General features: G+C 39.0%; 26 protein-coding genes. 5 read left to right on the top strand and 21 right to left on the bottom strand.

The window, feature by feature from the left end:
• Together SJY45_RS13585 and SJY45_RS13580 are read left to right on the top strand one after the other, a co-directional pair.
• Positions 1–885, top strand: a complete 885-nt coding sequence (locus tag SJY45_RS13585) for a LysR substrate-binding domain-containing protein (protein WP_400071380.1) — start codon at positions 1–3, stop codon at positions 883–885.
• Positions 886–962: 77 nt separating this feature from the next.
• On the top strand, positions 963–1,883 hold the full coding sequence (locus tag SJY45_RS13580) for a YeiH family protein (RefSeq protein WP_400071378.1): 921 nt from the start codon (positions 963–965) through the stop codon (positions 1,881–1,883).
• 13 nt (positions 1,884–1,896) lie between these two features.
• On the opposite strand, the gene SJY45_RS13575 is transcribed toward SJY45_RS13580, so the two are convergent.
• Positions 1,897–2,637 carry a lysophospholipid acyltransferase family protein gene (locus SJY45_RS13575; protein ID WP_400071376.1) on the bottom strand — a complete coding sequence of 247 codons (741 nt, stop codon included), beginning with the start codon at positions 2,635–2,637 and terminating at the stop codon, positions 1,897–1,899.
• Positions 2,638–2,709: 72 nt separating this feature from the next.
• On the opposite strand from SJY45_RS13575, the gene trpS reads away from it, so the two are divergent.
• Positions 2,710–3,678 carry a tryptophan--tRNA ligase gene (gene trpS, locus SJY45_RS13570; RefSeq protein WP_215436579.1) on the top strand — a complete coding sequence of 323 codons (969 nt, stop codon included), beginning with the start codon at positions 2,710–2,712 and terminating at the stop codon, positions 3,676–3,678.
• A 182-nt stretch (positions 3,679–3,860) separates the two neighbouring features.
• On the opposite strand, the gene dprA is transcribed toward trpS, so the two are convergent.
• Positions 3,861–4,964 carry a DNA-processing protein DprA gene (dprA, locus tag SJY45_RS13565; protein ID WP_215436582.1) on the bottom strand — a complete coding sequence of 368 codons (1,104 nt, stop codon included), beginning with the start codon at positions 4,962–4,964 and terminating at the stop codon, positions 3,861–3,863.
• 105 nt (positions 4,965–5,069) lie between these two features.
• Here dprA and SJY45_RS13560 point away from each other — a divergent pair, with 105 nt between their 5' ends.
• Positions 5,070–6,029, top strand: coding sequence for an SPOR domain-containing protein (locus tag SJY45_RS13560; protein ID WP_400071373.1), 960 nt, complete (start codon positions 5,070–5,072; stop codon positions 6,027–6,029).
• Between the two features lie 131 nt (positions 6,030–6,160).
• Positions 6,161–6,673 carry an acyl-CoA thioesterase gene (locus SJY45_RS13555; RefSeq protein ID WP_400071371.1) on the top strand — a complete coding sequence of 171 codons (513 nt, stop codon included), beginning with the start codon at positions 6,161–6,163 and terminating at the stop codon, positions 6,671–6,673.
• 7 nt (positions 6,674–6,680) lie between these two features.
• Here SJY45_RS13555 and SJY45_RS13550 read toward each other — a convergent pair whose 3' ends face one another.
• The 19 genes from SJY45_RS13550 to SJY45_RS13460 form a co-directional block, all read right to left on the bottom strand.
• Positions 6,681–7,523, bottom strand: coding sequence for an aldo/keto reductase (locus SJY45_RS13550; protein ID WP_400071369.1), 843 nt, complete (start codon positions 7,521–7,523; stop codon positions 6,681–6,683).
• A gap of 13 nt (positions 7,524–7,536) precedes the next feature.
• Positions 7,537–8,766: a murein hydrolase activator EnvC family protein gene (locus tag SJY45_RS13545; protein WP_400071367.1), complete on the bottom strand. Its 1,230-nt coding sequence runs from the start codon at positions 8,764–8,766 to the stop codon at positions 7,537–7,539.
• Positions 8,756–9,550: a DUF4292 domain-containing protein gene (locus tag SJY45_RS13540; RefSeq protein WP_289037905.1), complete on the bottom strand. Its 795-nt coding sequence runs from the start codon at positions 9,548–9,550 to the stop codon at positions 8,756–8,758. Before SJY45_RS13540 ends, SJY45_RS13545 begins: the two co-directional genes overlap by 11 nt.
• Positions 9,551–9,564: 14 nt before the next feature.
• Entirely contained in the window at positions 9,565–10,506 is a 942-nt protein-coding gene (locus tag SJY45_RS13535) for a tetratricopeptide repeat protein (RefSeq protein ID WP_400071365.1), read from the bottom strand.
• Positions 10,507–10,541: 35 nt separating this feature from the next.
• Positions 10,542–10,976, bottom strand: a complete 435-nt coding sequence (dut, locus tag SJY45_RS13530; RefSeq protein ID WP_215913383.1) for a dUTP diphosphatase — start codon at positions 10,974–10,976, stop codon at positions 10,542–10,544.
• Between the two features lie 76 nt (positions 10,977–11,052).
• Entirely contained in the window at positions 11,053–12,519 is a 1,467-nt protein-coding gene (locus SJY45_RS13525; protein ID WP_400074353.1) for a lipopolysaccharide biosynthesis protein, read from the bottom strand.
• An 81-nt stretch (positions 12,520–12,600) separates the two neighbouring features.
• Entirely contained in the window at positions 12,601–13,047 is a 447-nt protein-coding gene (locus tag SJY45_RS13520) for a hypothetical protein (protein WP_400071363.1), read from the bottom strand.
• A gap of 141 nt (positions 13,048–13,188) precedes the next feature.
• The gene (gene atpG, locus SJY45_RS13515; protein ID WP_400071361.1) at positions 13,189–14,049 is read right to left on the bottom strand and encodes an ATP synthase F1 subunit gamma; all 861 of its coding nucleotides are present in this window, start codon (positions 14,047–14,049) and stop codon (positions 13,189–13,191) included.
• Between the two features lie 95 nt (positions 14,050–14,144).
• On the bottom strand, positions 14,145–15,725 hold the full coding sequence (gene atpA / locus SJY45_RS13510) for a F0F1 ATP synthase subunit alpha (RefSeq protein ID WP_215436608.1): 1,581 nt from the start codon (positions 15,723–15,725) through the stop codon (positions 14,145–14,147).
• A gap of 55 nt (positions 15,726–15,780) precedes the next feature.
• Complete coding sequence (atpH, locus tag SJY45_RS13505) at positions 15,781–16,320, bottom strand: ATP synthase F1 subunit delta (RefSeq protein ID WP_400071359.1); 540 nt, start codon at positions 16,318–16,320, stop codon at positions 15,781–15,783.
• 66 nt (positions 16,321–16,386) lie between these two features.
• Positions 16,387–16,887, bottom strand: coding sequence for a F0F1 ATP synthase subunit B (locus SJY45_RS13500; RefSeq protein WP_400071357.1), 501 nt, complete (start codon positions 16,885–16,887; stop codon positions 16,387–16,389).
• Between the two features lie 86 nt (positions 16,888–16,973).
• Positions 16,974–17,168 (bottom strand): ATP synthase F0 subunit C, encoded by a 195-nt coding sequence (gene atpE, locus SJY45_RS13495; RefSeq protein WP_036825176.1) that lies wholly within the window; start codon positions 17,166–17,168, stop codon positions 16,974–16,976.
• Positions 17,169–17,206: 38 nt separating this feature from the next.
• Positions 17,207–18,385 (bottom strand): F0F1 ATP synthase subunit A, encoded by a 1,179-nt coding sequence (gene atpB / locus SJY45_RS13490; protein ID WP_215436615.1) that lies wholly within the window; start codon positions 18,383–18,385, stop codon positions 17,207–17,209.
• Positions 18,386–18,480: 95 nt separating this feature from the next.
• A complete protein-coding gene (locus SJY45_RS13485) occupies positions 18,481–18,867 on the bottom strand; it encodes a DUF6168 family protein (RefSeq protein ID WP_400071354.1) in 387 nt (128 codons plus the stop codon).
• A 2-nt stretch (positions 18,868–18,869) separates the two neighbouring features.
• Positions 18,870–19,094 (bottom strand): AtpZ/AtpI family protein, encoded by a 225-nt coding sequence (locus tag SJY45_RS13480; RefSeq protein ID WP_215913386.1) that lies wholly within the window; start codon positions 19,092–19,094, stop codon positions 18,870–18,872.
• On the bottom strand, positions 19,072–19,521 hold the full coding sequence (locus tag SJY45_RS13475; RefSeq protein ID WP_215436624.1) for a polymer-forming cytoskeletal protein: 450 nt from the start codon (positions 19,519–19,521) through the stop codon (positions 19,072–19,074). The genes SJY45_RS13480 and SJY45_RS13475 overlap by 23 nt, the downstream gene beginning before the upstream one ends.
• 3 nt (positions 19,522–19,524) lie before the next feature.
• Entirely contained in the window at positions 19,525–22,080 is a 2,556-nt protein-coding gene (locus SJY45_RS13470; RefSeq protein WP_400071352.1) for a tetratricopeptide repeat protein, read from the bottom strand.
• Positions 22,081–22,495: 415 nt separating this feature from the next.
• Positions 22,496–23,224: an ABC transporter ATP-binding protein gene (locus SJY45_RS13465; RefSeq protein ID WP_303404736.1), complete on the bottom strand. Its 729-nt coding sequence runs from the start codon at positions 23,222–23,224 to the stop codon at positions 22,496–22,498.
• A gap of 53 nt (positions 23,225–23,277) precedes the next feature.
• Positions 23,278–24,747 carry a DUF5687 family protein gene (locus tag SJY45_RS13460; protein ID WP_400071349.1) on the bottom strand — a complete coding sequence of 490 codons (1,470 nt, stop codon included), beginning with the start codon at positions 24,745–24,747 and terminating at the stop codon, positions 23,278–23,280.
• Between the last annotated feature and the right edge of the window lie 241 nt (positions 24,748–24,988).

The following is a 24,988-nucleotide window of genomic DNA, read 5'->3' as shown; positions in this document are numbered from 1 at the left end:
ATGAAACAGAAACTACAGATTTTTAAAGCGGTAGCCATTCACTCTAGTTTTACTAAAGCGGCAGAGCAACTCTTTATATCCCAACCTGCAGTTTCCAAAGCCATCCGCAGTATAGAGGACGAATACAAAACCACCTTTTTTCTGCGAAAGCGAAACTCCATTGAACTTACTGAAGATGGAAAAGCCTTTTTGGTTTACGCCAATAGAATATTGGAGATTCATGCAGAAATTGAAAATCAGTTTTTACATCAAAAAGAACATATTCCAGACGCCATTCATTTTGGCGCCAGTACTACTTTGGTCAACCATATTGTGCCAAAAATCATTGCCAAATTCAGAACACAGCACCCACACACCAATTTTGATATTAAAAGCGGTAATTCTGAAGAAATTGAGGAGTTCATACTCAACCAACAATTAGATTTTGGTATAACCGAAGGCAGCAACACCAATAGAAAACTTCATTATGAAAAGTTTATAAAAGATGAAATAGTATTGGTTACCAGCGTTAAGAACAGTGCTTTTAAACAAAATACTATAAGTACGGACGTACTGCAAAAACTCCCCATGATAGAGCGTGAAATGGGCTCCGGAACCCGAGAAATCATCTACGGTTTTCTTAAGGTACACCATATTAAAAAGCTGAACAGTATTGTAACCCTTAACAGTACCGAAGCCATAAAAAACTACCTCTACCATTCTGACACTTTTGCATTGCTCTCCGTTCATGCGTTAAATGAAGACCTCGTTTCCAATAAACTCAAAATCATCGACATTAAAAATGTTACCATTGAACGCTGGTTTTATTTTGTATCAAGAACAGGTTACCAATCTAATGTAATGGACTACTTTCAAAAATTCGCACGGAACAACTATAACTTTTAGTTATTTCATATAGCATTTTAAATTGCTTAAAAGTAATTTAACGGACTTACTTTTGTAACATCAGAAAATATGATGGTATGAAAGATAGAATGGCAAAAGCAGTATTTTTAGGTATAGCACTTATCGTTTTCAGCGGATGGGTCAATAGCCCAACTGCCCTGCTACTCGGTTTTGGATTCACCCTTTTTTTTAACAACCCTTTTAAAGCATATTGCCACAAGGCTATACATACCTTTCTAAAGATATCTGTTGTGGGTCTAGGGTTTGGTATGTTTTTAAAAGAAACCTTAGCAACAAGCAAAGAAGGCTTCACCCTAACTTTTTTATCGATTCTCCTGACCGTTTGCCTTGGTTTTTTACTCACAAAGGTTTTAAAACTGGACACTAAATTAGGCCATCTCATTACTTCCGGAACATCAGTTTGCGGTGGTAGTGCCATAGCCGCTATATCTCCTGTAATAAATGCTAAAAGCAGGGTCATTAGCATTGCGCTGGCCGTTGTGTTTCTATTGAATTCTGTGGCATTGTTCGTTTTTCCGGCAATTGGTCATTCCCTACACCTAACTCAACATCAATTTGGGCTCTGGTGTGCTGTAGCCATACATGACACCAGCTCTGTAGTAGGTGCGGCCATTGGTTATGGTGATGAAGCCTTGAGAATAGCCACAACGGTAAAACTTTCTAGAATGCTTTGGATTATACCATTGTCCCTTCTTTCTATGTTCGTTTTTAAGACAAAAGGCGAGAAAGTAAAAATGCCTTACTTCATTCTACTTTTTATAGGGGCCATAATTGTGAATAGTTATCATCTCATTCCCGCACCTGCTACGGGGTTTTTAGTTGCCACTTCCAAACATCTTTTAGTATTGACCTTATTTCTTGTAGGTTCAACAATTTCTATTGGGGATTTAAAGAAAACGGGGGTACGCCCCATGCTTTTGGCATTGCTTCTTTGGATATTCATTTCCGCTTTGTCCCTAGCATATATCCTGTACTAGATCCAAAAGGCTATTATTGGGACTGAAGTTCTTTTAGAATTACTTTTCTTACGTTCTCTCTTAAGCTTGATTTATCGGATTCGGAGAGATTATCGGTCTTGAAAAATTGGTGCACTTTGGCACGAGTGCGGCCTGGGCCACCACTGAAGAACGAAAAAGAGAATCGCTTTTTATTGTCATGAAAGGTCATAGGAACCACCGGTATTTTATGGGCTATGGCCATTCTAAAGGCACCGTCCTTAAAATCGTCCAAAAGAATACGCTCGTCATCCGGTACACCTCCTTCTGGAAAAATACAGATACTCAATCCTTGGCCCAACCTCTTTTGAGCACGTCTATATACCGCCGTTCTGCTCTTGGCATCTGAACGGTCTACCATAATGCAGACCCTTTTGTAGAAAAAACCAAAAAGCGGAATCTTCGCCAGTTCTTTCTTGCCCACAAAAACAAAAGGGTTTCTGCTAATGTAGAGCATCAACATAATATCTAACATACTGGTATGGTTCGCCACCAACATATAGCTCTTTCGCCTTTCTATCTTCTGTTCAAAAATCACCTTTGGTGGACAACCCATACCGTACAAAATTGGGGTGGCCCATAGGTTCCGCGCCAACCAAAAAAACTGTGGATACCACTTCTCGCTAAGCGTGGTCAGCAACAAAAAAGGAAAAAATATGAGGATGGGCAGAGCTACTAAAATGTAAAACCAAATGCGGTACAGGGTGTAGCCAATTTTTTTGAGTATTCCGGGCATAAAATCAAAAGTAACAATTTTACGAGGTATAATGCATTTCTTTTATCTTTGGGCTTCTTTGAAAATAAGCAAATGGCAAGAATCTTAACAGGAATACAAAGCACGGGCACTCCACACCTAGGAAATATCTTAGGCGCAATCATGCCCGCAATAGAAATGGCGCAAGACCCAAAGAACGAATCGTTTTTGTTCATTGCGGATATGCATTCGCTCACCCAGATTAAAAATGCGGAAGAATTACGTAGAAACACCTATGCCATAGCTTCAACATGGCTGGCTTTTGGGTTGGATATAGACCAAACTGTTTTTTATAGACAGAGCGATGTACCACAAACTACTGAGCTTTCTTGGTACCTAAGTTGCTTTTTTCCGTTTCAAAGATTGACTTTGGCACATTCGTTTAAGGACAAGGCAGACCGCTTGGAGGATGTTAACGCCGGATTGTTTACCTACCCTATGTTAATGGCCGCGGATATTCTTTTATACGATGCCAATATTGTACCCGTTGGAAAAGACCAGATGCAGCATCTTGAGATTACCCGTGATGTAGCTTCTCGCTTTCATGCGCAACTAGGGGAAACCTTTGTTCTGCCCGAAGGTAAGGTTCAGGAAAGTACCATGTACATTCCCGGTACCGATGGAGAGAAAATGAGTAAGAGTAGGGGCAACCTGATCAATCTTTTTCAAACCGATAAAAAACTAAGGAAACAGATCATGGGCATACAGACGGACAGTACGCCTATGGAAGAACCAAAGGACCCGACTAACGACAACGTTTTTGCCTTATATAAAATATTGGCCTCTCAAGAACAGATTGAAGAAATGAGTGCCAACTACCTTGCAGGAAACTACGGGTATGGCCATGCTAAACAAGCCCTTTACGAAGTAATCGTAAACAAATTTGGTGATGCACGGGAGAAGTATGATTACTACATGAACAATACTAAAGAAGTAGACGAAGCATTGGCCATAGGTGCTGAAAAAGCCCGCAAAGTTGCCGATGGCGTACTGGAAAGAGTACGGGAAAAACTGGGGTATTAAGTTTTAACAGAACCGACTTTAGAGTCGGTTTTGTTTTTATAGGGCATTTAGGAAATCTAAAATTGTCTCGTTTTCAAGAGGTTTTTCATCGATTAAGCCCTTAAAAACCTACTTTAAGCTCGTATCAAACCTATTTACAGACTAGCCGGTCGGTAGTCTTCTCTATCATTTTTCAATTTTTGTTAAATGGCCTCGAACAGTTTTCCGGGCAATGGGCGGATAACTCCTTTCATTTCCATATTCAATAAGGTAGATGACACTTTAAAAATAGGCAACCGGCATTCCAAAGCTATGCTGTCTAACAATTGCTTTCCATTTTTGTGCAAATAATCATAAATGGACTGTTCGGTTGGTTCAAGTTCAACAAAAAGTTGCTTTTGAATAGTTTGAGGCTCCTTCTCGGCAATATTCCAACCCAAAAGATAAATCAGATCAGCGGCCGAAGTCAGCATATGTGCCTTTTGCTGTTTTATTAGATTATTGCACCCAGAGCTATACTTATCCTGAGCCCTTCCCGGTACGGCAAACACGTCCCGATTGTAGCTGTTGGCAATATCCGCGGTAACCAAGCTACCTCCTTTTTCGGCAGATTCAATAACTACAGTAGCTTCGCTCATACCGGCAATAACCCGGTTTCGCTTTAAAAAATTCTCCCGGTCAGGATTACTTGTACTTCTGAACTCCGTGTAGAACCCACCATTTTTCTCCACATCACGAATATATTTCTCATGAGTTTTTGGATACATTTGGTTGAGGCCATGTGCCAAACAGCCTATAGTTTGTAAACCATGTTTTACGGCAGCCTTTTGAGCAGTAATATCCACGCCATAGGCAAATCCACTAACGATTATGGGGTTCAACGGAGCCAAGTCTTCAATAAACTTTTCACAAAATGCGGTACCATAACTTGTTATTTTACGCGTACCAACAATACTAATGAGTTTCCGGTTCTCTAAGTTGATATTTCCCCTTTTATAGAGCAATACCGGACTATCTATACAGTGTTTGAGGTAACTGGGATAATCCTCGTCCAAAAAATAAGAGAACCCAATGCTGTTTTTCTCAATATACCCATACTCCTCCTCTGCGGCCTCTTGGTGTTCTACATCGTAAAGTCCTTTTAAAGCATGCGTACCAACACCATCTATTTTTAAAAGATTTTGGCGCTTTTCTTCAAAAACAGCTGTTGCGCTGCCACAATGTGCAATAAGTTTTTTTAAAGTTACATCACCAATTTTGGGGGCACCTTGCAAACGTAATACTGCAAGCAATTCATCTGTGGTCATTTATATATGCGTCAAAGTTATCCACAAAATACACATTTTATAATGTTAATAAAAAGTTATGTAGGGGCTGGTCTGACCTTTTAATTTTTTCCATATTTGCGCTATATGGGATTAGAACGCTATATATCTGAGTTAATGTATCGCTACAACTGTGTAGTTGTGCCAGGTTTCGGAGCATTTTTAACCGAACAAAAATCTGCTGTTATACATGAAAGTACCAACACTTTTTATCCTCCGGTAAAAACGGTTTCATTCAACCAACAATTATTGTCCAATGACGGACTTTTAGTTTCCTATGCCGCCGAAGTAGAAAATGTTTCTTTTGAGCAGATGCTTAAAGAAGTAGGCGAAATTGTAGGTGAATGGAAAGCAGACCTTAAAAAAGGCAATCAATTAAGATTGGCCGATATTGGAACGCTATGGTACAGTTCAGAAGATAAGATTCAATTTCAACCTTCAGGCAATGTAAACTACCTGACATCTTCCTTTGGAATGTCTTCTTTTGTTTCCGCTCCGGTTACCCGTGAAGCGTTAAAAGAAGAAGTTGTTCAGCTTGAAGAAAAAATTCCGTTTGCTTTTACACCTGAAAAACGTGAAACGCTTACGCTCCGTCCTTATTTAAAATATGCGGCCGTTGCACTAGTTGCCTTAACTCTAGGTGTTACCGGATTCCAATTTTATAAATCCAACGAAAACAACCAACAACTGGCCCGTCAAGAAGCGGAACAACAGGTATCCAAACGTATTCAAGAAGCTACCTTCTTTGATGCGCAGCCATTAGAATTACCTACAATTACATTAAAAACTTCTAAAAAAGCGGTTTCGGAGCTGGCGGAAAAGCGTATGCACCATATTATTGCTGGAGCTTTTAGATACCGTACCAATGCCGACAAGAAAATAGAGCAATTAAAACTTAAGGGCTTTAATCCCTCTTATATAGGTACAAATCCTTTTGGTCTATATTTGGTTGCCTACGATAGTTTTACGGACTCTAACAAAGCCTTGGAAGCACTACGTGAGATTAAGCGCACTCAAAAAGACGCTTGGTTAAAATCCGGTCACTAAAACCAACTTTGTATCATCAATCCTTTTTGAAAAAGCTTATTTTTCAAGCTTTTAAATTTACCTTTTACAACTTAGAAAAGGTTCTTCTTTGGTGCCCGTTAAAAAAGGTATCTTTGCCAAAAAATTGATTTATGCAGGCTAAAAATCCCCGTGATTCTAGAACCGTAATGACCGATATGGTACTTCCTAGTGAGACCAACCCCTTAAACAACCTATTTGGAGGTGAGCTTTTGGCCCGAATGGACCGTGCCGCTAGTATTTCTGCACGCCGCCACAGCCGCCGCATTACCGTTACCGCATCTGTAAACCATGTGGCGTTTAACCAATCTGTACCCGTGGGAAGTGTACTTACAGTAGAAGCGGCCGTTTCACGCGCTTTTAGAACTTCTATGGAAGTGTATATTGATGTCTGGATGGAAGACCGTTTTACCGGCGAAAAATCTAAGGCCAATGAAGCCATATATACCTTTGTAGCAGTAGATGATACCGGAAGACCTACTATTGTTCCTCCGTTAGAACCTGAGACAAAACTGGAACAAGAACGCTTTGAAGGCGCTCTACGCAGAAAACAACTAAGCCTTGTTCTGGCAGGCAAAATGAAGCCTAATGAAGCTACAGAACTGAAGGCTTTGTTTACACAGTAATCCTCTGTTAGAAATCAAAGTTATCAGGATCAGGTCCGCTGCGCTCACCTTTATCCAGCCCATCTAGATAAACTACATCGGCTTCTGACAGTTCAAAGTCGAAAATATCAGCATTGGACTTGATCCTGTTTTCATGTACCGATTTTGGAATGGCAACAATGCCCTTCTGCAAATTGTAGCGCAATATAATCTGTGCAATAGATTTGTTGTATTTAGCAGTAAGTGGGTCAAAATCATTGGAATGCCCTTCAAAAACTTTTCCCTGCATAAAAGGTGACCAAGATTCGTACTGAATTTCCTTATCGTTACAGAAATCTATTAAATCCTGTTGCACCAAGTAAGGGTGGAACTCCATTTGGTTTACCGTTGGAACAATTTCTGCAGTTTCCAATAAATCTTCTAAATGGTGCTGCAAAAAATTACTGACCCCAATGGCCCTAATCCGTTTCTCCCGATATAGCTTTTCCATGGCACGCCAAGTATCCTTATATTTTCTGGCAACCGGCCAGTGAATCAAATATAAATCTAGATAATCTACACCCAAACGCTCCAGGCTCTCCTCAAAGGCTTTTAAGGTGCTTTCATAACCTTGGTCCGCGTTCCATAGTTTAGAGACCAAAAACACCTCTTCACGGGCCACATTGCTCTCCTGAATACCATTACCTACTCCTTCTTCATTTTTATAGGCCGAAGCCGTATCTATATGTCTGTAACCACCATTCAATGCATTCTTGACAGCATCTATTACCTCTTGCTCATTATCCGCTTGGTACGTGCCCAAACCAAGGTATGGCATTTCTACTTTATTGTTTAACGTAAATGTTCCCTGTAAGTCTGTTATCTTCTTCATAGCATTCTTAAGTTTATAATTGGTACACCCACTCCTCAGGATTTAACTTGGAAGTGTTTTGATGTAAATAAAATTTCAATTTTGTTTGACCGTTAGACCGATTGGTATAAATCTCTCCGAGCTCCGTCTTTGCTTCCACTCTATCACCCTTTTTTACGTAAAGGACCGAGAGGTTATAATAGGTACTGATAAAATTACCATGTTTTAATTGCACAGCCTTATTACCACCCGGAATGGAAAGTATGGCAATGACCTCACCTCTAAAAATAGCTCGTGCTTTGGCCCCTTGGTCCGTGGTAATGACCACACCGTTACTCTGATGTTTAATTCCAGGATAAATAGCATCTGCGTACACCCCAAAACCTTGGCTTTTGAACCCTTTTTCAACAGGCCAAATCAATCTACCCTTATTTGCCGTAAAGCTATTGGCTACGATAGCCGCCTCCGGAGTTAATAGGAACTTGCTTGGGTCGTTACTTTTTTTGTTGGCATCTTTATTGGATGCTGCTATGGCCTCACGAATGAGACGCTCGATCTGACGGTCAATTTCCTTGGCCTGATTTTGCTTGTCCCTAATTTGTGCGGCAAATTTGGTTTCGCTCTTACGTATCGTTCCCAGTAGTGCCTGATGATCCTCTTTTTCTTGGGTCATTGCCCTTTTGGCTTTGAGGTTTTGGGCCACTAAACGGTCCTTTTCCTTTCGTTGCGCGCTTAGCCCTTGATTCAACTTACTAAGTTCTTCGGTCTTAACAACAATTTTCTCCCCCTGCTTACGTCTAAATTCCGTGTATTGCTTTATATACTGTATGCGCTTAAAGGCTTGATAAAAATCATCCGATGACAGCAAAAACATTAATTTGCTCTGTTGAATTTTGCTTTGGTAGCCCTTTTGAATCATCATAGCATAATCATCCTTAAGCTCATCCAATTCTTTCCTTAAACCGGAAATGACCTTTATATTGGCATTTATTTTTCGGTTTAGAATATTAGACTGTTTCGTGGTCACATTAATCAGCTCTTGACGCACTTTTATTTTGTTGTCCAAGGCCTCCATCTGATCTAAGACCGTACCCTTTTTCTTCTTTTGATTAAACAGTAAATAGTTAATTTGTTCTATCTCCTTTTGCAACTGCTCTCGCTTGGCTTCCAACGCTTCCTGCTCTTCGTTTTGAGCAAAAACGGGGTTCCATCCCAAGAGATAGAAAAAAAAGAAAATTGCAATATAATGGGTATTACCGCGCATCGTCAGTAAGTGTAATTTCTTTAAAACCTTTTGGTATTTTATAAGGAAAATTCATAGGTTGATCAAACTCTATATTTTTGTATTCTATATCAACCGTATTGCGGTCCTCACCTTCAATAGCAGCAACGGCAATACGTTGCGGAAGAATATACTTATCAATTTTCTGATAATCCGTATAGTTTATTTGTAACAAACGCTTCTTTAGAGGCTGAGAGAGTTGTTGCGCAGCCATCTTAAAATTCTTGGGCTCTACTTGAAACATCACCTTAAAGAGTTCCATTGCTTTTTTAGGTTTTAATTGATAATCCCCATTTACAATAGAGGCATCATACTTTCCTTCCCTTAAATTAAAAAGCGCCTGGCCCATTAGCAGATTTTGTACCTGCTCAAAATCCAGTTCTGTTCCTAGAAACTTACTTAAATAAGCAAAATCTCCATCAAAATACTCATTCTGCAATTTGTTATAAAAGGAGACCCTGCCCGGCGTTATATATGCCTTTACCATGCCAAGTGGAGCACTCATCCAAATAGCCTTATCCTTTTCCATTCGCAAGCTAACTGAAACCCCTTGAGACGATTCGCCATCAGAATAATCTATTCGCATTTTCCCGCTTAGCGTATTAAAATTGGTTGTATTCGCATAATGGTTCTTAACAATAGCTTTCGCCGAAAGATTGCCATCAACCTTACCATCGGCCAAAACCTTGGTAGATTTACAAGAAATAAAAAAAGAAAGTGAGACCAACGCCGTTAAACGCAAGGCCATTCGTAAGGGTAAAGCCATAATCTTTGTAAAGTTTAAAACCCGGGTTTTATCTTACGAAGATACATATTTGCCTTGACTGAATTGTTAATGGAATTATAAGCATCTGCCAGTTCTTGATAAAACTTATTGGCCAATGCAATATCACCTACAAAATAATCCAGTCCGGTTTCCAATACCTCAATCGCATCGCGTGGTTTGCCCTTTTTATTAAAGGCGTAACCTTGGGCATAATAAAAATAGGGCTGCGAAGGGTAACTTTCCAAAGCCTCTGCCGCAACTTGATCTAGAGATAAATAATTATTGGTTCTGAGCATACCCTGAATACGGGCCTTGTACTGTTCAACGGAACCTGATTCCGACCTGTTTACGTTGATAGTAGAAAAGGAACTACTGGTAATAGCCGCCTGTTGCGATTCTATTAAATCATCTACTTTTACGGATAGCTGTTGCGTAAAGCTAGATTTTGGAGTCTGTTCCAGAATAGATTTTGCTGCTTTGGCCCTTCCCTTTCTATAATATACCAAAGCCAAATTTTCCTTGAACTTGGGTTCATCAAAAGGCAACTGCTCTTTATTGCTCTCAACGGATTTCTGCTGTTTTTGCAATATCTCTACATACGTATTGGTATACCATAAATTACCAGGTTCCGCCAATAGCGCCGTTAAAGCAAATGTTTCCGCAACCGGATATTGTTTTTCCTTTAGGTACAATTGTGCCAGTTCATGGTCTACCACAGTATTATTTTCATCCAATTGTTTGCATTGGAGCATAAGGTTGATGGCCCTATCGTAATTTTCAATACCCTTTTGCTTTAGGGCATCAAAAAATTTGTCCTGAAAATCATCCGAATAGTCCTCCAGAAAAAGCTCTGCACTTTGTGTTTCATCAATATTAGGCGACTCTTGGGCATAGGTAGATAGGGCGATAAGAAAAAATCCCCCGAAGAAAGTGGATATAACCCGACTTATTCTCATCTTACAACATCTACCTTTCATTGCTATAGAATTAACTACTTTACACCCGTACTACCAAAACCACCCTCACCTCTTGAAGTTTCGGAAAGTTCGTTAACCTCTATCCAATCTGCGCGTTCGTGTTTGGCTATGACCAGTTGGGCAATACGCTCCCCGTTTTCGATAGCAAAACTTTCATTGGACAAGTTTACCAAAATTACACCAATCTCTCCACGATAATCCGCATCAACCGTACCGGGCGCATTTAGAACCGTAATGCCCTTTTTTGCAGCAAGACCGCTTCTAGGTCTCACCTGTGCTTCAAAACCAACCGGAAGCTCTATGAACAGTCCTGTTTTAATAATAGCACGCTCCAAAGGTTGTAATGTTACCGTCTCGGTAATATTTGCCCTAAGGTCCATTCCCGCAGACGCACCCGTTTCATAATGTGGAAGCTTATGTTGTGATTTATTGATAATCTTTATTTCCATAGTATTACGTTAATTGTAAAATGTTCAATTTGATTTTGGCCAACGATTATTGGGTTAGGCCGTCTCTATTACTTCGTTAACTTTTCTGTCTAAGAAAAATCTGTTTCAACTTATCGTTTTCAAGTTTGTATACCAAACCTAGATATAACAAAAGTAAGATACCTCCAATAATTAAGTTCCTATTGAAAACATAAAAAGACAGCGCGGAAAAAAGAATGGAAACCCCTAAATAGAAAAGTATTTTTCTAAAGTTATAGGGAACGGGATAGCGCGATTTACCAAGGTAATACGAGAGCACCATCATACTACCGTAAGCCATAACCGTAGCAATGGCACTGGCCATATAACCAATATATGGGATGAAAAAATAATTTATACCGATAGTTATAAATGCTCCGAATACTGATATAAGCGCGCCATAACGGGTTTTATCCGTTACCTTGTACCAGACCGATAGGTTGTGATAAATACCCAAAAAGAAACTGGCCAGCAAAATAATGGGTACAACGGACATGGCTTCCCAATAGGCCGGATTCTTCACAAAAAGCACCTTAAGAACATCGGCAAAGACTACCACACCCAAAAGTATAACACTACCCAAAACTACAAAGTAGTTGGTTATCTGCGCATACGCCTTTTGAGGATTCTCCGTACCGGCATGACTAAAAAAGAAAGGCTCAATTCCCATACGGAACGCTGTTGAGAACAAAGTCATAAACAAGGCAAGCTTTACACAGGCATTGTACATACCCACTTCTTTATTGGCAATATCCTGGGGTAAAAGCGCTTCCAACATTACCCTATCAAAAACTTCGTTTATGGTAAAAGCCACACCTGCAATTAAAACCGGAATAGCATATTTCATCATTTCTTTCCAGAGCTTCTTATCAAAAGTGTATTTACTAATTAAATAAGGTTTTAGCATCAATAGAAGCGTCACGGCGCTAGCTACCAGATTTGCAATGATTATGTATGAAATTTGAAAATTAGGCTTATAAAGCGTTGCTAAAAAGCTTTCCGGACTGGTCTCGGCAACTTTTGGTAGTATCAAAAGAAAAAGTAGCGTAAGACCAAAATTGATGACCACATTTAAAATCTTGACCACCGCATATCGCAAGGGGCGTTCATTGGCACGCAACCAGGCAAAGGGTATAATTACCAAGGCATCCAAAGACAGAATAAAAATAACGTACTTTATGTATTTTGGGTCAATATTGAGCATACTTGCCATACCGTCCTGAAAAAGTAACGAGAATACCATAAAAAGCATGGTGGATCCCAAAATAGAAGTTAGAGAAGTAGATATAACCGTTTCCTTATCAGCGGACTTGGAGTAGAATCTAAAAAAAGCAGTTTCCATTCCGTAGGCCAGTACCACGTTGAACATTGCAAAATATGCAAAGATAACGGCTAGCTCACCATATATCTCCGGGGGCATAGCATCTGTATGCACCCTTACCAAAAAGAAAGAAATCATTCTGGGCAATACAGTGGCCAGACCGTAGATAGCCGTTTGCTTGAACAATTTTTTAAGCGGATTCAATAGTGCTGTATTTAAATCCAAAAGTACCTATTTAAAGGCATGTAGCAAAGTGAAGTTAATCTCCCGCCATCTTTCTTTTTTCTAGCGGGCCTCTTTTTCTTCCAAACTGGAATATGAAATGGGAAGGTTCTGTTGAATTCCGTTGATTTGATAGTATTTCACCTTTTCCTTATGCACATAACCAATGACCGCTTGTGTCTCTGTTAAATCAAAAGGAAATTCCTCAGGACTTTCAACAACCGCTCCAAATTCTGCAATACCTATAATGCCCTTATCCGTTAATTCAATAGAAATAGGAGCCATTTTCCCATTATAGTAGACGTTCTTTAAGTTGGCATTATCGTTCTCCAAACTTAGCACGGAAACCACTATCTCGTAACCGCCATCTTTTGGGGATTGACTTATGGACCATTTTTGAGCGTAGGCTTCTCCTAAACTAAAAGGTGCCGTGGTTTCTAATTTCTTGGTAGACCCACAACCCGAAAGGATAAATAAGCTTAATCCTAAAATATAGATGTATTTTTTCATGATAGTTATCTTATTGTATTTGGCAATACATACGCATAAAGCATGCTCAGGGACTATCCTAAAAAAAGAAACCCCACATTGCTGTGGGGTTTTCTATTCTATACGTATCTACAATGACTAAGTCAAAGCTGATATATTCTATTAGTTGTTCAACGCTTCCGCACCACCAACAATCTCCAAGATTTCGTTGGTAATTGCCGCTTGTCTTGCTTGGTTGTAAGACAACTTCAATTGATCTCTCAATTCGGTTGCGTTATCCGTTGCTTTATGCATTGCCGTCATACGAGCACCATGTTCACTGGCAAAAGAATCACGGATACCTTTGTACAATTGTGTTTTTAACGACTTAGGAATCAACTGCTCAACAATTTCTATTTTTGAAGGTTCAAAAACATAATCAGTGCTCAGGTTATCTGCCCCGGCCATAGGCACGATAGGCAAGAATTGCTCTGTCATTACAATCTGTGTAGCAGCGTTTTTAAATTTATTGTAAACGATGTCTATACGATCATAATTACCTGAAGTGAATTGCTCCATTAAATCTTCGGCAATGGCAGATACATTGTCAAAAGTTAAATCATCATAAAGACTGCTATGATTTGCTATTACCTTTGAACGCTTTACCAAGAAATCATTGGCTTTTTTACCAATGGCTACAAAATCTACCTGCTTGCCAGCATACTTTTCATTAAGCAAAAGAGTACATTGCTTTAAGATGTTAGAGTTAAAAGCACCGGCCAAACCTCTGTTTGAAGTTATAGCAACCACCAATACCTTTTTTACTTCTCTATTATCAGCATATACACTACCAGAATCAGAGTCCAAGCTAGCACTTAAACCTTGCAACAGCTCCGTAAGCTTATCGGCATAAGGTCGCATTGCAGTAATGGCATCCTGTGCTTTCTTCAACTTTGCGGCAGATACCATTTTCATGGCACTGGTAATCTGCATCGTTGATGATACCGACGATATTCTGTTTCGTATTTCCTTTAAGTTTGCCATTCTTTAAATAGTATTTAGTAGTGAGTGGGCCGTATCCAACAAATGAAGTTTTACCCTTTAATGGTTACTTCCCACCCAATACTCTGTACTTAGTACTAGTTTCTATATTTACCCGAAAGGTCTTTAGCTACCGTAGTCAACGTATCCGTTACTTCATCAGTAAGTTTGCCGGACTTTAAGGTATCCAACACATCTCTGTGTTTTGCGTTCAAGAATTCCAAATAATCTCTTTCGAACTCCTTAACCTTTTCTACAGGAACATCACGCAACAAGTTCTTAGAACCTGCATAGATAATGGCTACCTGGTCTTCAACCGTGTAAGGGTCGTTCTGAGCTTGCTTAAGAATCTCTACGTTACGACGTCCTTTTTCAATAACGTTCAATGTAGCAGAATCCAAATCTGAACCGAACTTCGCAAAAGCTTCCAATTCACGGAACTGAGCTTGATCCAGTTTTAATGTACCTGCAACCTTCTTCATTGATTTGATCTGAGCGTTACCACCCACACGAGATACAGAGATACCAACGTTAATTGCCGGTCTTACCCCTTGGTTGAATAAATCCTGCTCCAAGAAAATCTGTCCGTCCGTAATAGAAATTACGTTCGTAGGAATATATGCCGATACGTCACCTGCTTGTGTTTCAATAATAGGAAGTGCCGTTAGCGAACCACCACCTTTTACCATAGGCTTCAACACCTCAGGTAAATCGTTCATGTTCTTAGCAATTGCATCATCATTGATAACCTTTGCAGCACGCTCCAACAATCTAGAGTGAAGGTAGAAAACGTCACCTGGGTAAGCCTCACGTCCCGGTGGTCTTCTTAAAAGAAGTGATACCTCACGATACGCAACCGCTTGCTTTGATAAATCATCATAAATAATCAAAGCTGGACGACCTGTGTCACGGAAATACTCACCGATAGATGCACCTGCAAAAGGGGCATATACCTGCATTGGCGCAGGATCGGAAGCATTAGCAGCAACAATAGTTGTATATGCCATAGCACCTTTATCTTCTAATGTCTGCGCAATGGCAGCAACAGTAGAGGCTTTTTGGCCAATAGCAACATATATACAAAATACTGGCTCACCAGCATCATAAAATTCTTTTTGGTTCAAAATGGTATCGATACAAACGGTAGTTTTACCAGTTTGACGGTCACCAATTACAAGCTCCCTCTGGCCACGGCCAACAGGAATCATTGCATCAATTGCCTTAATACCAGATTGCATAGGCTCAGTTACCGGCTCTCTAAAGATTACACCAGGAGCTTTACGCTCTAATGGCATCTCATAAGTATCACCAGCAATAGGTCCTTTACCATCTATAGGGTTACCCAAAGTATCTACCACACGGCCAACGATACCTTCACCTACTTTGATAGAAGCAATTCGCTGGGTACGTTTTACCGTAGCACCTTCTCCAATAGACTTGGAATGTCCTAAAAGAACCACACCAACGTTATCTTCTTCAAGGTTAAGAACGATACCTTCAAGGCCGCCTTCGAATTCTACCAATTCCCCGTACTGGGCATTAGATAGACCGTAGACTCTGGCGATACCATCACCAACCTGCAATACAGTTCCCACCTCATCCAATGTAGCGGTGGCTTCAAATCCTGATAATTGTTTCTTTAAAATTGCTGATACCTCAGCGGCTTTTACTCCTGCCATTTTTATAGATATAAGACCTAGAACTTAAGAAATACATCCTAAGCCCTTGTTATTATTATAAACTACTTGTAAACTCTCGTTTAATATTATTCAATTTGTTTGAAATGCTAGCATCATATTGCAAATCGCCAACACGCAATACAAATCCTCCAACAATGCTTTCATCAATTTTATTCTCGATGGTAACGGCATTACCGGTTATCTGAGCTATTTGCTTAAGAACTTTCTTTTCAAGGTCTGCGCTTAACGGCACAGCGGTAGTAACGTAAGCCACTCCTTCTCCTTTCAAATCTTCATTAAGAATAATATACTTTAAAGCAACCTCGTTTAAAATAGATATTCTTTTGTTCGCAGCAAGCGTATTGATTACACCAAGGGTAATTTGATCACTGCCTTCAAAAACAGCGAACAAAGCTTTTTTCTTGGTTTCCCCATTTACTACGGGACTGGCCAACATTGCTCTCAACTCCTTACTATCGGCAATAGTTGCCACAACCGAACGCATGTCTTTCTCAACTGCACTCGTAGCCTTGTTTTGAACTGCTAGGTCCAAGACTGCTTTTGCGTAACGTATTGCTGCTCTAGAATCGCTCATCTTTTATTTTGTTTTATTGTCCTGTTGCGCAAAAACCATTGGCACAACAAAGAGCAATATAGCTACTTAATTCAATTTAACATCACCCAACATACTTTCAACCAACTTTAATTGTTGGTCCTTGTTGGATAGTTGTTCTTTTAAAACCTTCTCTGCAATCTCTACAGAAAGTTCAGCTACCTGATTTTTAATATCGGCAACAGCAGCTTTCTTTTCGCTTTCAATAGCAGCTTGAGCTTGCTTCAACATTTTATTGCCTTCTACTTTAGCCTGCTCTTTAGAATCCGAAATCATCTTATCTTTGATTTCACGAGCTTCTTTTAACATAGCCTCACGCTCTGCACGGGCTTCTTTTAACAACTTATCATTATCGGCCTGCAAGTTCTGCATTTCTGCACGCGCTTTTTCAGCAGCCTCCAATGCACCATGAATACCTTCTTCACGTTCGTTCAAAGAAGTCAAGATCGGTTTCCATGCAAATTTCACCAATAGGAAAATCAACCCTAACAATAATATTGTCTGAACTACGAAAAGGCCTGGTGAGAAATCGTTCAATAAAGTTTCCATACTTTCTTTTTAAAATACTAAATCAATAATTAAAACATTTCCTGCAACCAACCGTTGCAGGAAAATGTCTTTGGGTTTTGTAGTTCTTATTTTCCTAAGAACAAAGCACCGAATGCCAAACCTTCTAAAAGTGCAGCAATGATAATCATCGCAGTTTGGATTTTTCCTGTTGCTTCTGGCTGACGAGCAATACCTTCCATTGCTTTTCCACCAATTTGACCAAGACCGATACCTGCACCGATTACGATTAAACCAGCTCCAATTAAGTTGTAAGTTACCATACTAATTGATTTATATAATTAAATTAAAAAACTCTCTTTTAGATAAAATCCCCTCTAACGTCTTCCGCATCCGGAATTTCATGTCCGTTTGCATCGTGCTCATGCTCATGGTCGTGCTCTGCAACAGCCATACCAATAAACAATGCCGATAACATGGTAAAAATATAAGCCTGTAAAAAGGCTACCAGCACCTCAATAAGTGTAATGAAAAACGATAGTACCAACGACAAAATCGTAGCTCCCCCGACGGTAAGGCTCTCCTTAAGTGTAAACATGATTGCAATTAGACTCATTACTACAATGTGTCCTGCAGATATGTTCGCGAACAAACGTACCAACAATGAAAATGGCTTGATCACAAAAGCTCCGGCCAATTCTATGATAGCAAGAACAGGTCTGATCAAAACAGGAACACCCGGCATCCACAACATGTGCATCCAGTAATCTTTGTTTCCGCTAAACGTATAGATAATTAAAGTGAAAATTGCCAAAGCAGCGGTAACGGCCAACTGACCGGTTACATTGAAACCTAACGGAGTTAAACCTAAAAGGTTCAAAATCCATATAAAGAAAAACACCGTTAAAAGGTATCCTGTAAATTTTCTGTATTTTTTCTCGCCAATGTTTGGCTTAGCAATTTCATCCCTAACATAAATTACCAAAGGCTCCAAAACTCTACCGAATCCGGTAGGTACTTTTTTGCTAGCATATTGTTTGGCCAATGAAGAGAATGCCCAAAGCATTAGAAGTCCAACCAACAAAATTCCGAAAACACTTTTAGTGATTGAGAAGTCCAAAACCTTAGCAGCGTTTTCTGCGTGGTGATGTTCATCAAATTGAACCTCGGAAGCTCCCGCATTTAACTCATAAATCTTGCCGTGAAGCTTTACGAACTTGGATCCGCCTTTCTCTACTATAACCTTTCCGGCATCGTCATGATGAAATTCAGAAGACATGAAAGTCACCAACCCATTGCTAGACCAAAGAATGATCGGCAATGGAAAGCCTACATGCTTACGCTCGCCATTGTCTCCCGTATATGAAAACAAATGAAAATCATGAGCATCTTTAATGTGGTGCAAAATGTATGCATTCACTTCATCTTTTGTGTCTACCGCCCCTTCATCACCCCCTTCGGAGAATGCAAAACCTTGAAGAGAAATGCATAGTGTACAAAGTAAAACTAGTGTTCTGATCATTTTTGAAACTTCCTTCATTATTTTTTATCAAAAAATTATGCTCCTGAAATTTTGCGCAAAAGTAGGTAATCTTGCCGTAATACAAAGCATTTTTATTCCATAAAATTTTGAAACTATCTACGCTGCATAATTTTTGAAACAAAAAAGACTTCCAAGCCTAAAAAAACAAACACGGGAATTAAAAGTGAAGCCCTGTAAAATCTCGGTAAATACTGATCTCCCATAAGTTGTGGGTAGCACATAGCGGTATAAGCGGCAATTTTAAATACTAAAAGCCCGATATAAATAAAACCCAATTGAACAAAAACTTTTTCGTTTTTGGAGAGCAGTTGAAAGGCAATAATTACCGATAAAGAGAAAATAAAATGAAAGATATAGGCTGTTTTGAGCAGTGCCCTAAAGTCTAAATTAGTATCTGCCAATAAAAACTGATGTAGAAAAAAAGAAGTCGTGCCCACCAAAATGAACACGACTATATATTGTACTATTTGCTTTATCAATGTTACTTATTTAATGTCATCACTTTTTTGATGACGATATACATTGACAAAAATACGGCAAGTAAAGTAAATGTATCCTCTAGAAACGTTTTTTCAAACTTTACATCTAACCAGGCCCCCAAAAGATTGCCTAAATAGATAGTAGCACCCATTTGTATGGCAATACCTGAAAAACTGGCCGCAGTACGTATTAAATTTGAATCATTACGAGGCTTTTGCTGGCTCATTGCTCGTACTAGAACTGTTGCTTAACGATGATTTAAAGCTACTTGAAGAACTGTTCAAAGAACCACCTTTACCTTTCATGGTACAGGAAGCATTGAACGTAGCTCCAGGCTCAACCGCCAATTTGGTTACCGAAACGGTACCTTCTATTACCGCAGAAGACTTTAGTGAAAGTAAATCGGACACTAAAAGTTCGCCATTAAAGCTTCCCTCAATATCAGCATTTACACATTCTACTTTGCCATGAATATAGCCATCCTTACCAATAACTACCTTACCGGTAGTTTTTACGTTACCGTCTAATTTTCCATCGATTCTAAAATCTGCTTCAGATTCTATATCACCTTTAATTTTTGTGTGCTTGGAAATTCTGTTAGGTTGTGCGCCAATTTCGTTCATAGTTCTTGGTTTTTTGTTGTCAGAAAACATTTTTTAAGGTTTTGGGGTTAAAATTTGATTTTTATAAGATTGTAGGTTTTTATGTACCTGTATTATTTTATAGTTAGTAGATAAAATTACAAAATTCTCATTCTCAATAAGGTAATCCTTGTTAAACTTTATAAGTTCGGCAAAGCCCAACGCATAATCTTTGGATTTAAAGCCGTGTACAACCACAAATTGGTCTTCTAAGGTATAGATATCTTTTGAAACCACATTCTTATAACGCAAGTCTATAATGGCATCTTCCAGAGCTTTCTTCACCCTTTTGGCAATTTCATCGTTACTTCGTCTAAACGGAAAAACCACTTTCCAGTTGCCGGTACCCGACGACCCTAGCTCAGTTGAAAATTCCTTAACGGCCAATTTTGGAAGTTGTTCCGCAACCATTTGCTCTGCCTTTTTACCTTCCGGATTATTAGGGTAGGTTAGGGCAACATAGTTTAAAGCTTCTTCAAAAGGTTCGAATCCGTTTAGCCTCCCAATGGCATTGGCCTTCAACATTTCAAATTTGGGAACTATAGGGTCTCCCGTATATTTCTCTATATTTTCCTCTGCACCGGTAATGGTCTCCAAAAACCTTTGCTCTCTGTATTTGCGGTATAAATCCGCGTACCGTGCATCTGGGCTATCCACATCATCTTCTAGGACTGCCCTAGGGTTCAGTATAATTTCCGCATAGCGGGAATCTCCATGATTCGTCAGAATGTTTTCTTTCATTGAAGCCAAAAGCGGACTGCCTTCTTCTTCGTAAATTTTGTAAAGGTTGTATTTAGACGGAAGAATTAATCTTTCCTCTGGTTCCGAATCCAACACATTTTCCAACTTAGCAGCTGCTAGAAGGTTCTCTTTAAATTTCTCTTTGTAAATCAGTCCCAATTGATAATTGGCAAAATTTCTTTCGTTCTTTAAACTATCTATTACCGCAACATCCGTAGGTACACGGTCTAAATAATAATCCAAGGAGAATTTTTCATCCTCACCAACTTCACCTGCGATGCTATCATTTGCGGCAATGGCATTATCTGTAGTTTCTTGGGGCAGTGTCCTTTTTTTATTGCTCCACCTCCAATCATCTTCCAATTCCCTTTTGCCCCATCGTTGAACGAAGTCGTTCTTACCGTACCCTAAGCTTGTAAGGTTGTAAAAGTAGAATTTACCTTTGTTCTCCTTACCTCCCTTGCTCTTGGCAAACTCCGCAAAACCGGAGGCTATTCTTCTTTCTTCTTTCTTGGCCGCAGCTTCTTTTGCTGCCTGTAATTTGGCTATATGATCTTCAAAATAGGCTTTACGCTCCGCTAGAGGCAGATTATAAAGGGTAATGATGCTATCTGTATGCTGGACAATATCTTCATATTTAATAACATCCTCAAGGTTGTCCAATTTTTTCTTGGTAGACCTAAATTTCTTTGTATTCTCATCCAGATTAGGAATAACACTATCATAGTACGCCCCAGCAAGCCTGTATTCATTCTTGTCAAAATTGTATTCTGCCAAGTTTTCGTAATTCAGGGCATTCAATTTGGGCTCGTTCTGCGTAGCACGAAGCGATTTATTAAAATACGCAATAGCCATACTATCATTCTCTTGCTCCAAATGATACTCGGCAACCTGACGGTAGATGATATCCAGAAAAGGACGGTTCTCTCGGTTCACTTCCAAATCCGTCAAATATTCAAGCATTTCTTCGCTGTTTTCAGAAGTAATCTGGGTATTCCTAATCTTCTGAATTTCCGCATTGATCATATACACCCTTGGCGACCTTCTATTCAAGGCAATAACTTTATCAAAAGCATAATTGGCACTGTCCTTATGCCCAATTTGATTGTACAACTGACCAATAATGTAATAGTAGCGGCCTTTCTCCTTATTCTTCTTTGTATAGTGAGAAGCCACTTTTAAGTGCTGTACGGCTGTATCAAGTACCTTTTCATTTATATAGGCCTGTGCGATCATAGCACGTGCATCTGCATATTCCTGATCTGTAAGCTGTTCAAACTTTAGTAGGCGTTTTAGGTTTCTAATGGCCAATTCCTCATTCTCCAGGCGAATGTTAACTTTCTCCCGCCATATATGTGCCTCGTTCAATTTATCGCTATAATCGTACTTTTTAATTATGTAGTTAAAGGCTTCAAGTGCCGGCATATAACGCTGATCAAAATAACGTGCCTTGCCCAAAAGAAGAAAAGCTTCGTCCGTTTGCGGATTGCGCTCAATATCTTTAATATCCATACTGTGCTTCTGTATGGCTTTCGTTGCTTTTTCTTCAGCTATGATAAAATTGGGATTGTTATCTTCCGAATCTAATTTGATGTCTTCCGTGACTTCTAGACGCTCTATGGGCAGAATTTCCCAATAATCATCATGGTAATTAAGATTAAGCTCTTCCCTTCCTTCTTCAAATGCGATATTACCATTGTACAGCGTGTTGTACTTGGTATTGAGCGCATGCCAATTACGATTGACGAACGCGTCTTTCTTGGTGGAACAAGCATTTGAAATGAGGGCCCCCAGAATAGAAAATATGATAAGTTTATAGTGCAGCTTCAAAATTGTATATCTACGTACTTTACTTTAACTAAAAAAGAACGGTATTATTATGCAGTTGGTCGATAAAAAGTTTAGGGTTCGGGCTTTACCTGTGGAAACAAAAATATGATATTCTAAACTAGGTCTCTTTTTAGTTCTTGGCAATTCTTTAATCTAACAAGTCAGAATTACTTTATCCAATTAAGAATTGCATGTTCGTTTTATGGCTTCTCTATTCTCTAAATAAAGAGTATAAAATAAAAGTAGCAGGATTTATTTTACAGACTAAGTAGTTTGTAAACTCTCTTTTTATAGATAAACCTCTGGTTTTATTGCTACTTAACAGACAAAAAACGCAAATTAGCGACATCTTCTAGCACCCGTTGTAGTGTTGAAAAACTAAAAATAGACGAGGCAGTCGGTTTTAAAAAAGAAACTAAGACACCGGAATATCTTCTTTAGGAGTATCTTTTCCGCTAAAAAACAGCTCCAATTCCTTTAAAGTGGCTTCAGAAGTTTCAATATCCTTTACAATTTCTCCCTTGTTCAGAACTACAATGCGCTCACATACTTCGGTTACGTGCATAAGATCATGACTAGAGACCAAAACCGTAACTCCTTGTTTTGCCGCCAAGTCTTTGATAATGTTTTTCAACCGTATTTGGGTAGTAGGGTCTAGGTTCGCAAAAGGTTCATCCAAAATAACTACTTCCGGATTACCTATAAATGAAGCCACAATACCCGCTTTCTTTTGGTTGCCTTTTGAGAGGTCTCGCAAATATTTTTTCTGGTTCAAAATTTCGCCATGAAAAAAATCTTCAAAATTGGTTAGTAGTGCGTCTATATCTGCCTTGTTTTGGTTCCGTAATTCCCCAATAAAATAGAAATATTCTTCTGGCGTTAAATACCCGATTAAAAAGCTCTCATCAATAAAAGAAGATGTATTGGTCTTCCAAGCTTCACTTTGGTTTACTTGTACGCCATTGTTTATAATATGACCGGTAGTGGGCACTATTAAATCCAACAAAAGGCTAAAGAAAGTGGTCTTGCCGGCCCCATTGTTGCCAACTAGTCCAAAGCTTTGTCCTTTTGGTATTTCTAAATTGTTAATATTCAACACGGCTTTGCCAACGTACTTCTTAGTAAGGTTTTCAACTGATATCATAGTAACGGTATAAGTTTCTTATTTCATTTAAAGATTTGCCAATGCACATTGCACTAGTTATTCTGCTCTTTGAATCCGGCAATCATTCGGTATTTTCTTTTTCGGTAAGCTTTTGTAATCAGGTCTAAAAGTTTATTCCTAAATGCGAAACCTATCATACCCAAAATGCCTAATGTGATAAGAGCTACATTTAGTGAAAAGAAAAATGTTAATACGGCATAAACAAGCAAAGGAATCCCGAACAAAGGAATACCTACTATAAACTGGGTGGCACTGGTACCCTGCATATTACCAAGGGCACTTTTGTTCAAGTCTATACGCTTTTTGTTCATTGACCCAAAGAACAGGATTAACGGTACGTTTATCCCTAGGTTATATACGGCACAGCTAAAGTTTATGGCAAGCGCTTCCCAACCAAAATAAATATAGGGCACAGATAGTAAGAACATTACCCCAATACTAACATAAATTAAAAATGCCTTGGACTCCAAATACCTTCTAAGAGGTATGTTCTGTGACATTATCATACTAAAATACGAACTATCCCAAGCCGGAATAAACTGCCCAAAGTTCATTAGGAAAACGCCGGTCATAAAAATACCGATAAAAACCAACATCATAGAACCCATTCCAAAATCTTCCATTCCATAAAAAAGCAATCCGTAGAAAACAAAAGCAAGTGATATAAAAACCTGCGTTTTGGTTCTTTTATTCCTCCAAATTAGCTTTAGGTCTAACTGCAAAAACGGAGCAATAGCACCAAAACGCTTTGTCCAAGATAAATCTGACGAAGTAGCTTCTACCGTATTCTTTTTAAGGGAAGCATCAAGGAAAATACGGCTTCTTAAGTAGGAGTAATTCAAATAATACGTCAAGCCTGCAATACCCAAAGGAACTAGTGCGTACAGCGGACTTTTATAAAGGGCATAGAATACATGGCCCGCAAATTCCTGAACAGGAAAAACCTGAAAATATTCCAAACCATAAAATGTTAGTAACAGAGCCCCGATAATCACCAAAGCCTTATCACTCTTGTTTACAATAAAGTTGATGAAATTAATACTCAGCACAATGCTTATCATGGCCAACAACCAGAGCAAAACGTTTAAGGGCGTATATCCATTTATGAGCAACACCACACTAAAGGGCACGAAGAAAAACAGAGAAAACAAATTATAGAAGGATACCGCAGACCTACCTAGAATATAATGCGCAATGCTGCTCTTCTTTATGGGAAGGACCAAATATGGTTTCACATCCATAACCGGAAGTTTTTGCATAAAATACCTAAGAAACAGTTCTCCAAGCATCCAATACAATAAAAATTGGCTTACCAGTATAAGCGGGTCCGTATTTGGGATAGCTCTTTCTAAAATATAGAACAATGCAGAGCCAAAAAAGGCCAGCATACCCATAAAATACAATGCAAAAAAACCCATGACTATCTTTATACCAAGACTTTTACCCATGGATGAAGACCGAAAGAAGGACTTCCATTGCAGCTTAGTAAATTTTTTAAACATAAGAATTGGATTACTATTTGGGTAAGTTAGTGTTAAAAGCAATACAGTTTGTTACAAAAATTTCAGATAAATTACATCTCCAAGATTTTTAGAGAGAGATTTATCGCTTTTATATCTCCGTGCTATCCTATTGCGTACATAACAATCTAGAATCTAAAAGGACCGTCTAATTAAAAACGGTATTTAAGTTCCTTTTTTTATGGTTTCCGTTTCAAATGGCTGTATCAATGCTTATTTTTGC

The sequence above is a fragment of the Zobellia russellii genome, from assembly GCF_044597075.1.
Classification (GTDB): Bacteria; Bacteroidota; Bacteroidia; order Flavobacteriales; family Flavobacteriaceae; genus Zobellia; species Zobellia russellii.
The sequence above is the reverse complement of the archived record's forward strand: the minus strand, read 5'-3'. Positions and strand labels throughout refer to the sequence as shown.

Bases quoted from the DNA above. Each gene is read 5' to 3' on its own strand.
- SJY45_RS13585 (WP_400071380.1), top strand. From the start codon at position 1: ATGAAACAGAAACTACAGATTTTTAAAGCGGTAGCCATTCACTCTAGT.
- SJY45_RS13580 (WP_400071378.1), top strand. From the start codon at position 963: ATGAAAGATAGAATGGCAAAAGCAGTATTTTTAGGTATAGCACTTATC.
- SJY45_RS13575 (WP_400071376.1), bottom strand. From the start codon at position 2,637: ATGCCCGGAATACTCAAAAAAATTGGCTACACCCTGTACCGCATTTGG.
- trpS (WP_215436579.1), top strand. From the start codon at position 2,710: ATGGCAAGAATCTTAACAGGAATACAAAGCACGGGCACTCCACACCTA.
- dprA (WP_215436582.1), bottom strand. From the start codon at position 4,964: ATGACCACAGATGAATTGCTTGCAGTATTACGTTTGCAAGGTGCCCCC.
- SJY45_RS13560 (WP_400071373.1), top strand. From the start codon at position 5,070: ATGGGATTAGAACGCTATATATCTGAGTTAATGTATCGCTACAACTGT.
- SJY45_RS13555 (WP_400071371.1), top strand. From the start codon at position 6,161: ATGCAGGCTAAAAATCCCCGTGATTCTAGAACCGTAATGACCGATATG.
- SJY45_RS13550 (WP_400071369.1), bottom strand. From the start codon at position 7,523: ATGAAGAAGATAACAGACTTACAGGGAACATTTACGTTAAACAATAAA.
- SJY45_RS13545 (WP_400071367.1), bottom strand. From the start codon at position 8,766: ATGCGCGGTAATACCCATTATATTGCAATTTTCTTTTTTTTCTATCTC.
- SJY45_RS13540 (WP_289037905.1), bottom strand. From the start codon at position 9,550: ATGGCTTTACCCTTACGAATGGCCTTGCGTTTAACGGCGTTGGTCTCA.
- SJY45_RS13535 (WP_400071365.1), bottom strand. From the start codon at position 10,506: ATGAGAATAAGTCGGGTTATATCCACTTTCTTCGGGGGATTTTTTCTT.
- dut (WP_215913383.1), bottom strand. From the start codon at position 10,976: ATGGAAATAAAGATTATCAATAAATCACAACATAAGCTTCCACATTAT.
- SJY45_RS13520 (WP_400071363.1), bottom strand. From the start codon at position 13,047: ATGAAAAAATACATCTATATTTTAGGATTAAGCTTATTTATCCTTTCG.
- atpG (WP_400071361.1), bottom strand. From the start codon at position 14,049: ATGGCAAACTTAAAGGAAATACGAAACAGAATATCGTCGGTATCATCA.
- atpA (WP_215436608.1), bottom strand. From the start codon at position 15,725: ATGGCAGGAGTAAAAGCCGCTGAGGTATCAGCAATTTTAAAGAAACAA.
- atpH (WP_400071359.1), bottom strand. From the start codon at position 16,320: ATGAGCGATTCTAGAGCAGCAATACGTTACGCAAAAGCAGTCTTGGAC.
- SJY45_RS13500 (WP_400071357.1), bottom strand. From the start codon at position 16,887: ATGGAAACTTTATTGAACGATTTCTCACCAGGCCTTTTCGTAGTTCAG.
- atpE (WP_036825176.1), bottom strand. From the start codon at position 17,168: ATGGTAACTTACAACTTAATTGGAGCTGGTTTAATCGTAATCGGTGCA.
- atpB (WP_215436615.1), bottom strand. From the start codon at position 18,385: ATGAAGGAAGTTTCAAAAATGATCAGAACACTAGTTTTACTTTGTACA.
- SJY45_RS13480 (WP_215913386.1), bottom strand. From the start codon at position 19,094: ATGAGCCAGCAAAAGCCTCGTAATGATTCAAATTTAATACGTACTGCG.
- SJY45_RS13475 (WP_215436624.1), bottom strand. From the start codon at position 19,521: ATGTTTTCTGACAACAAAAAACCAAGAACTATGAACGAAATTGGCGCA.
- SJY45_RS13465 (WP_303404736.1), bottom strand. From the start codon at position 23,224: ATGATATCAGTTGAAAACCTTACTAAGAAGTACGTTGGCAAAGCCGTG.
- SJY45_RS13460 (WP_400071349.1), bottom strand. From the start codon at position 24,747: ATGTTTAAAAAATTTACTAAGCTGCAATGGAAGTCCTTCTTTCGGTCT.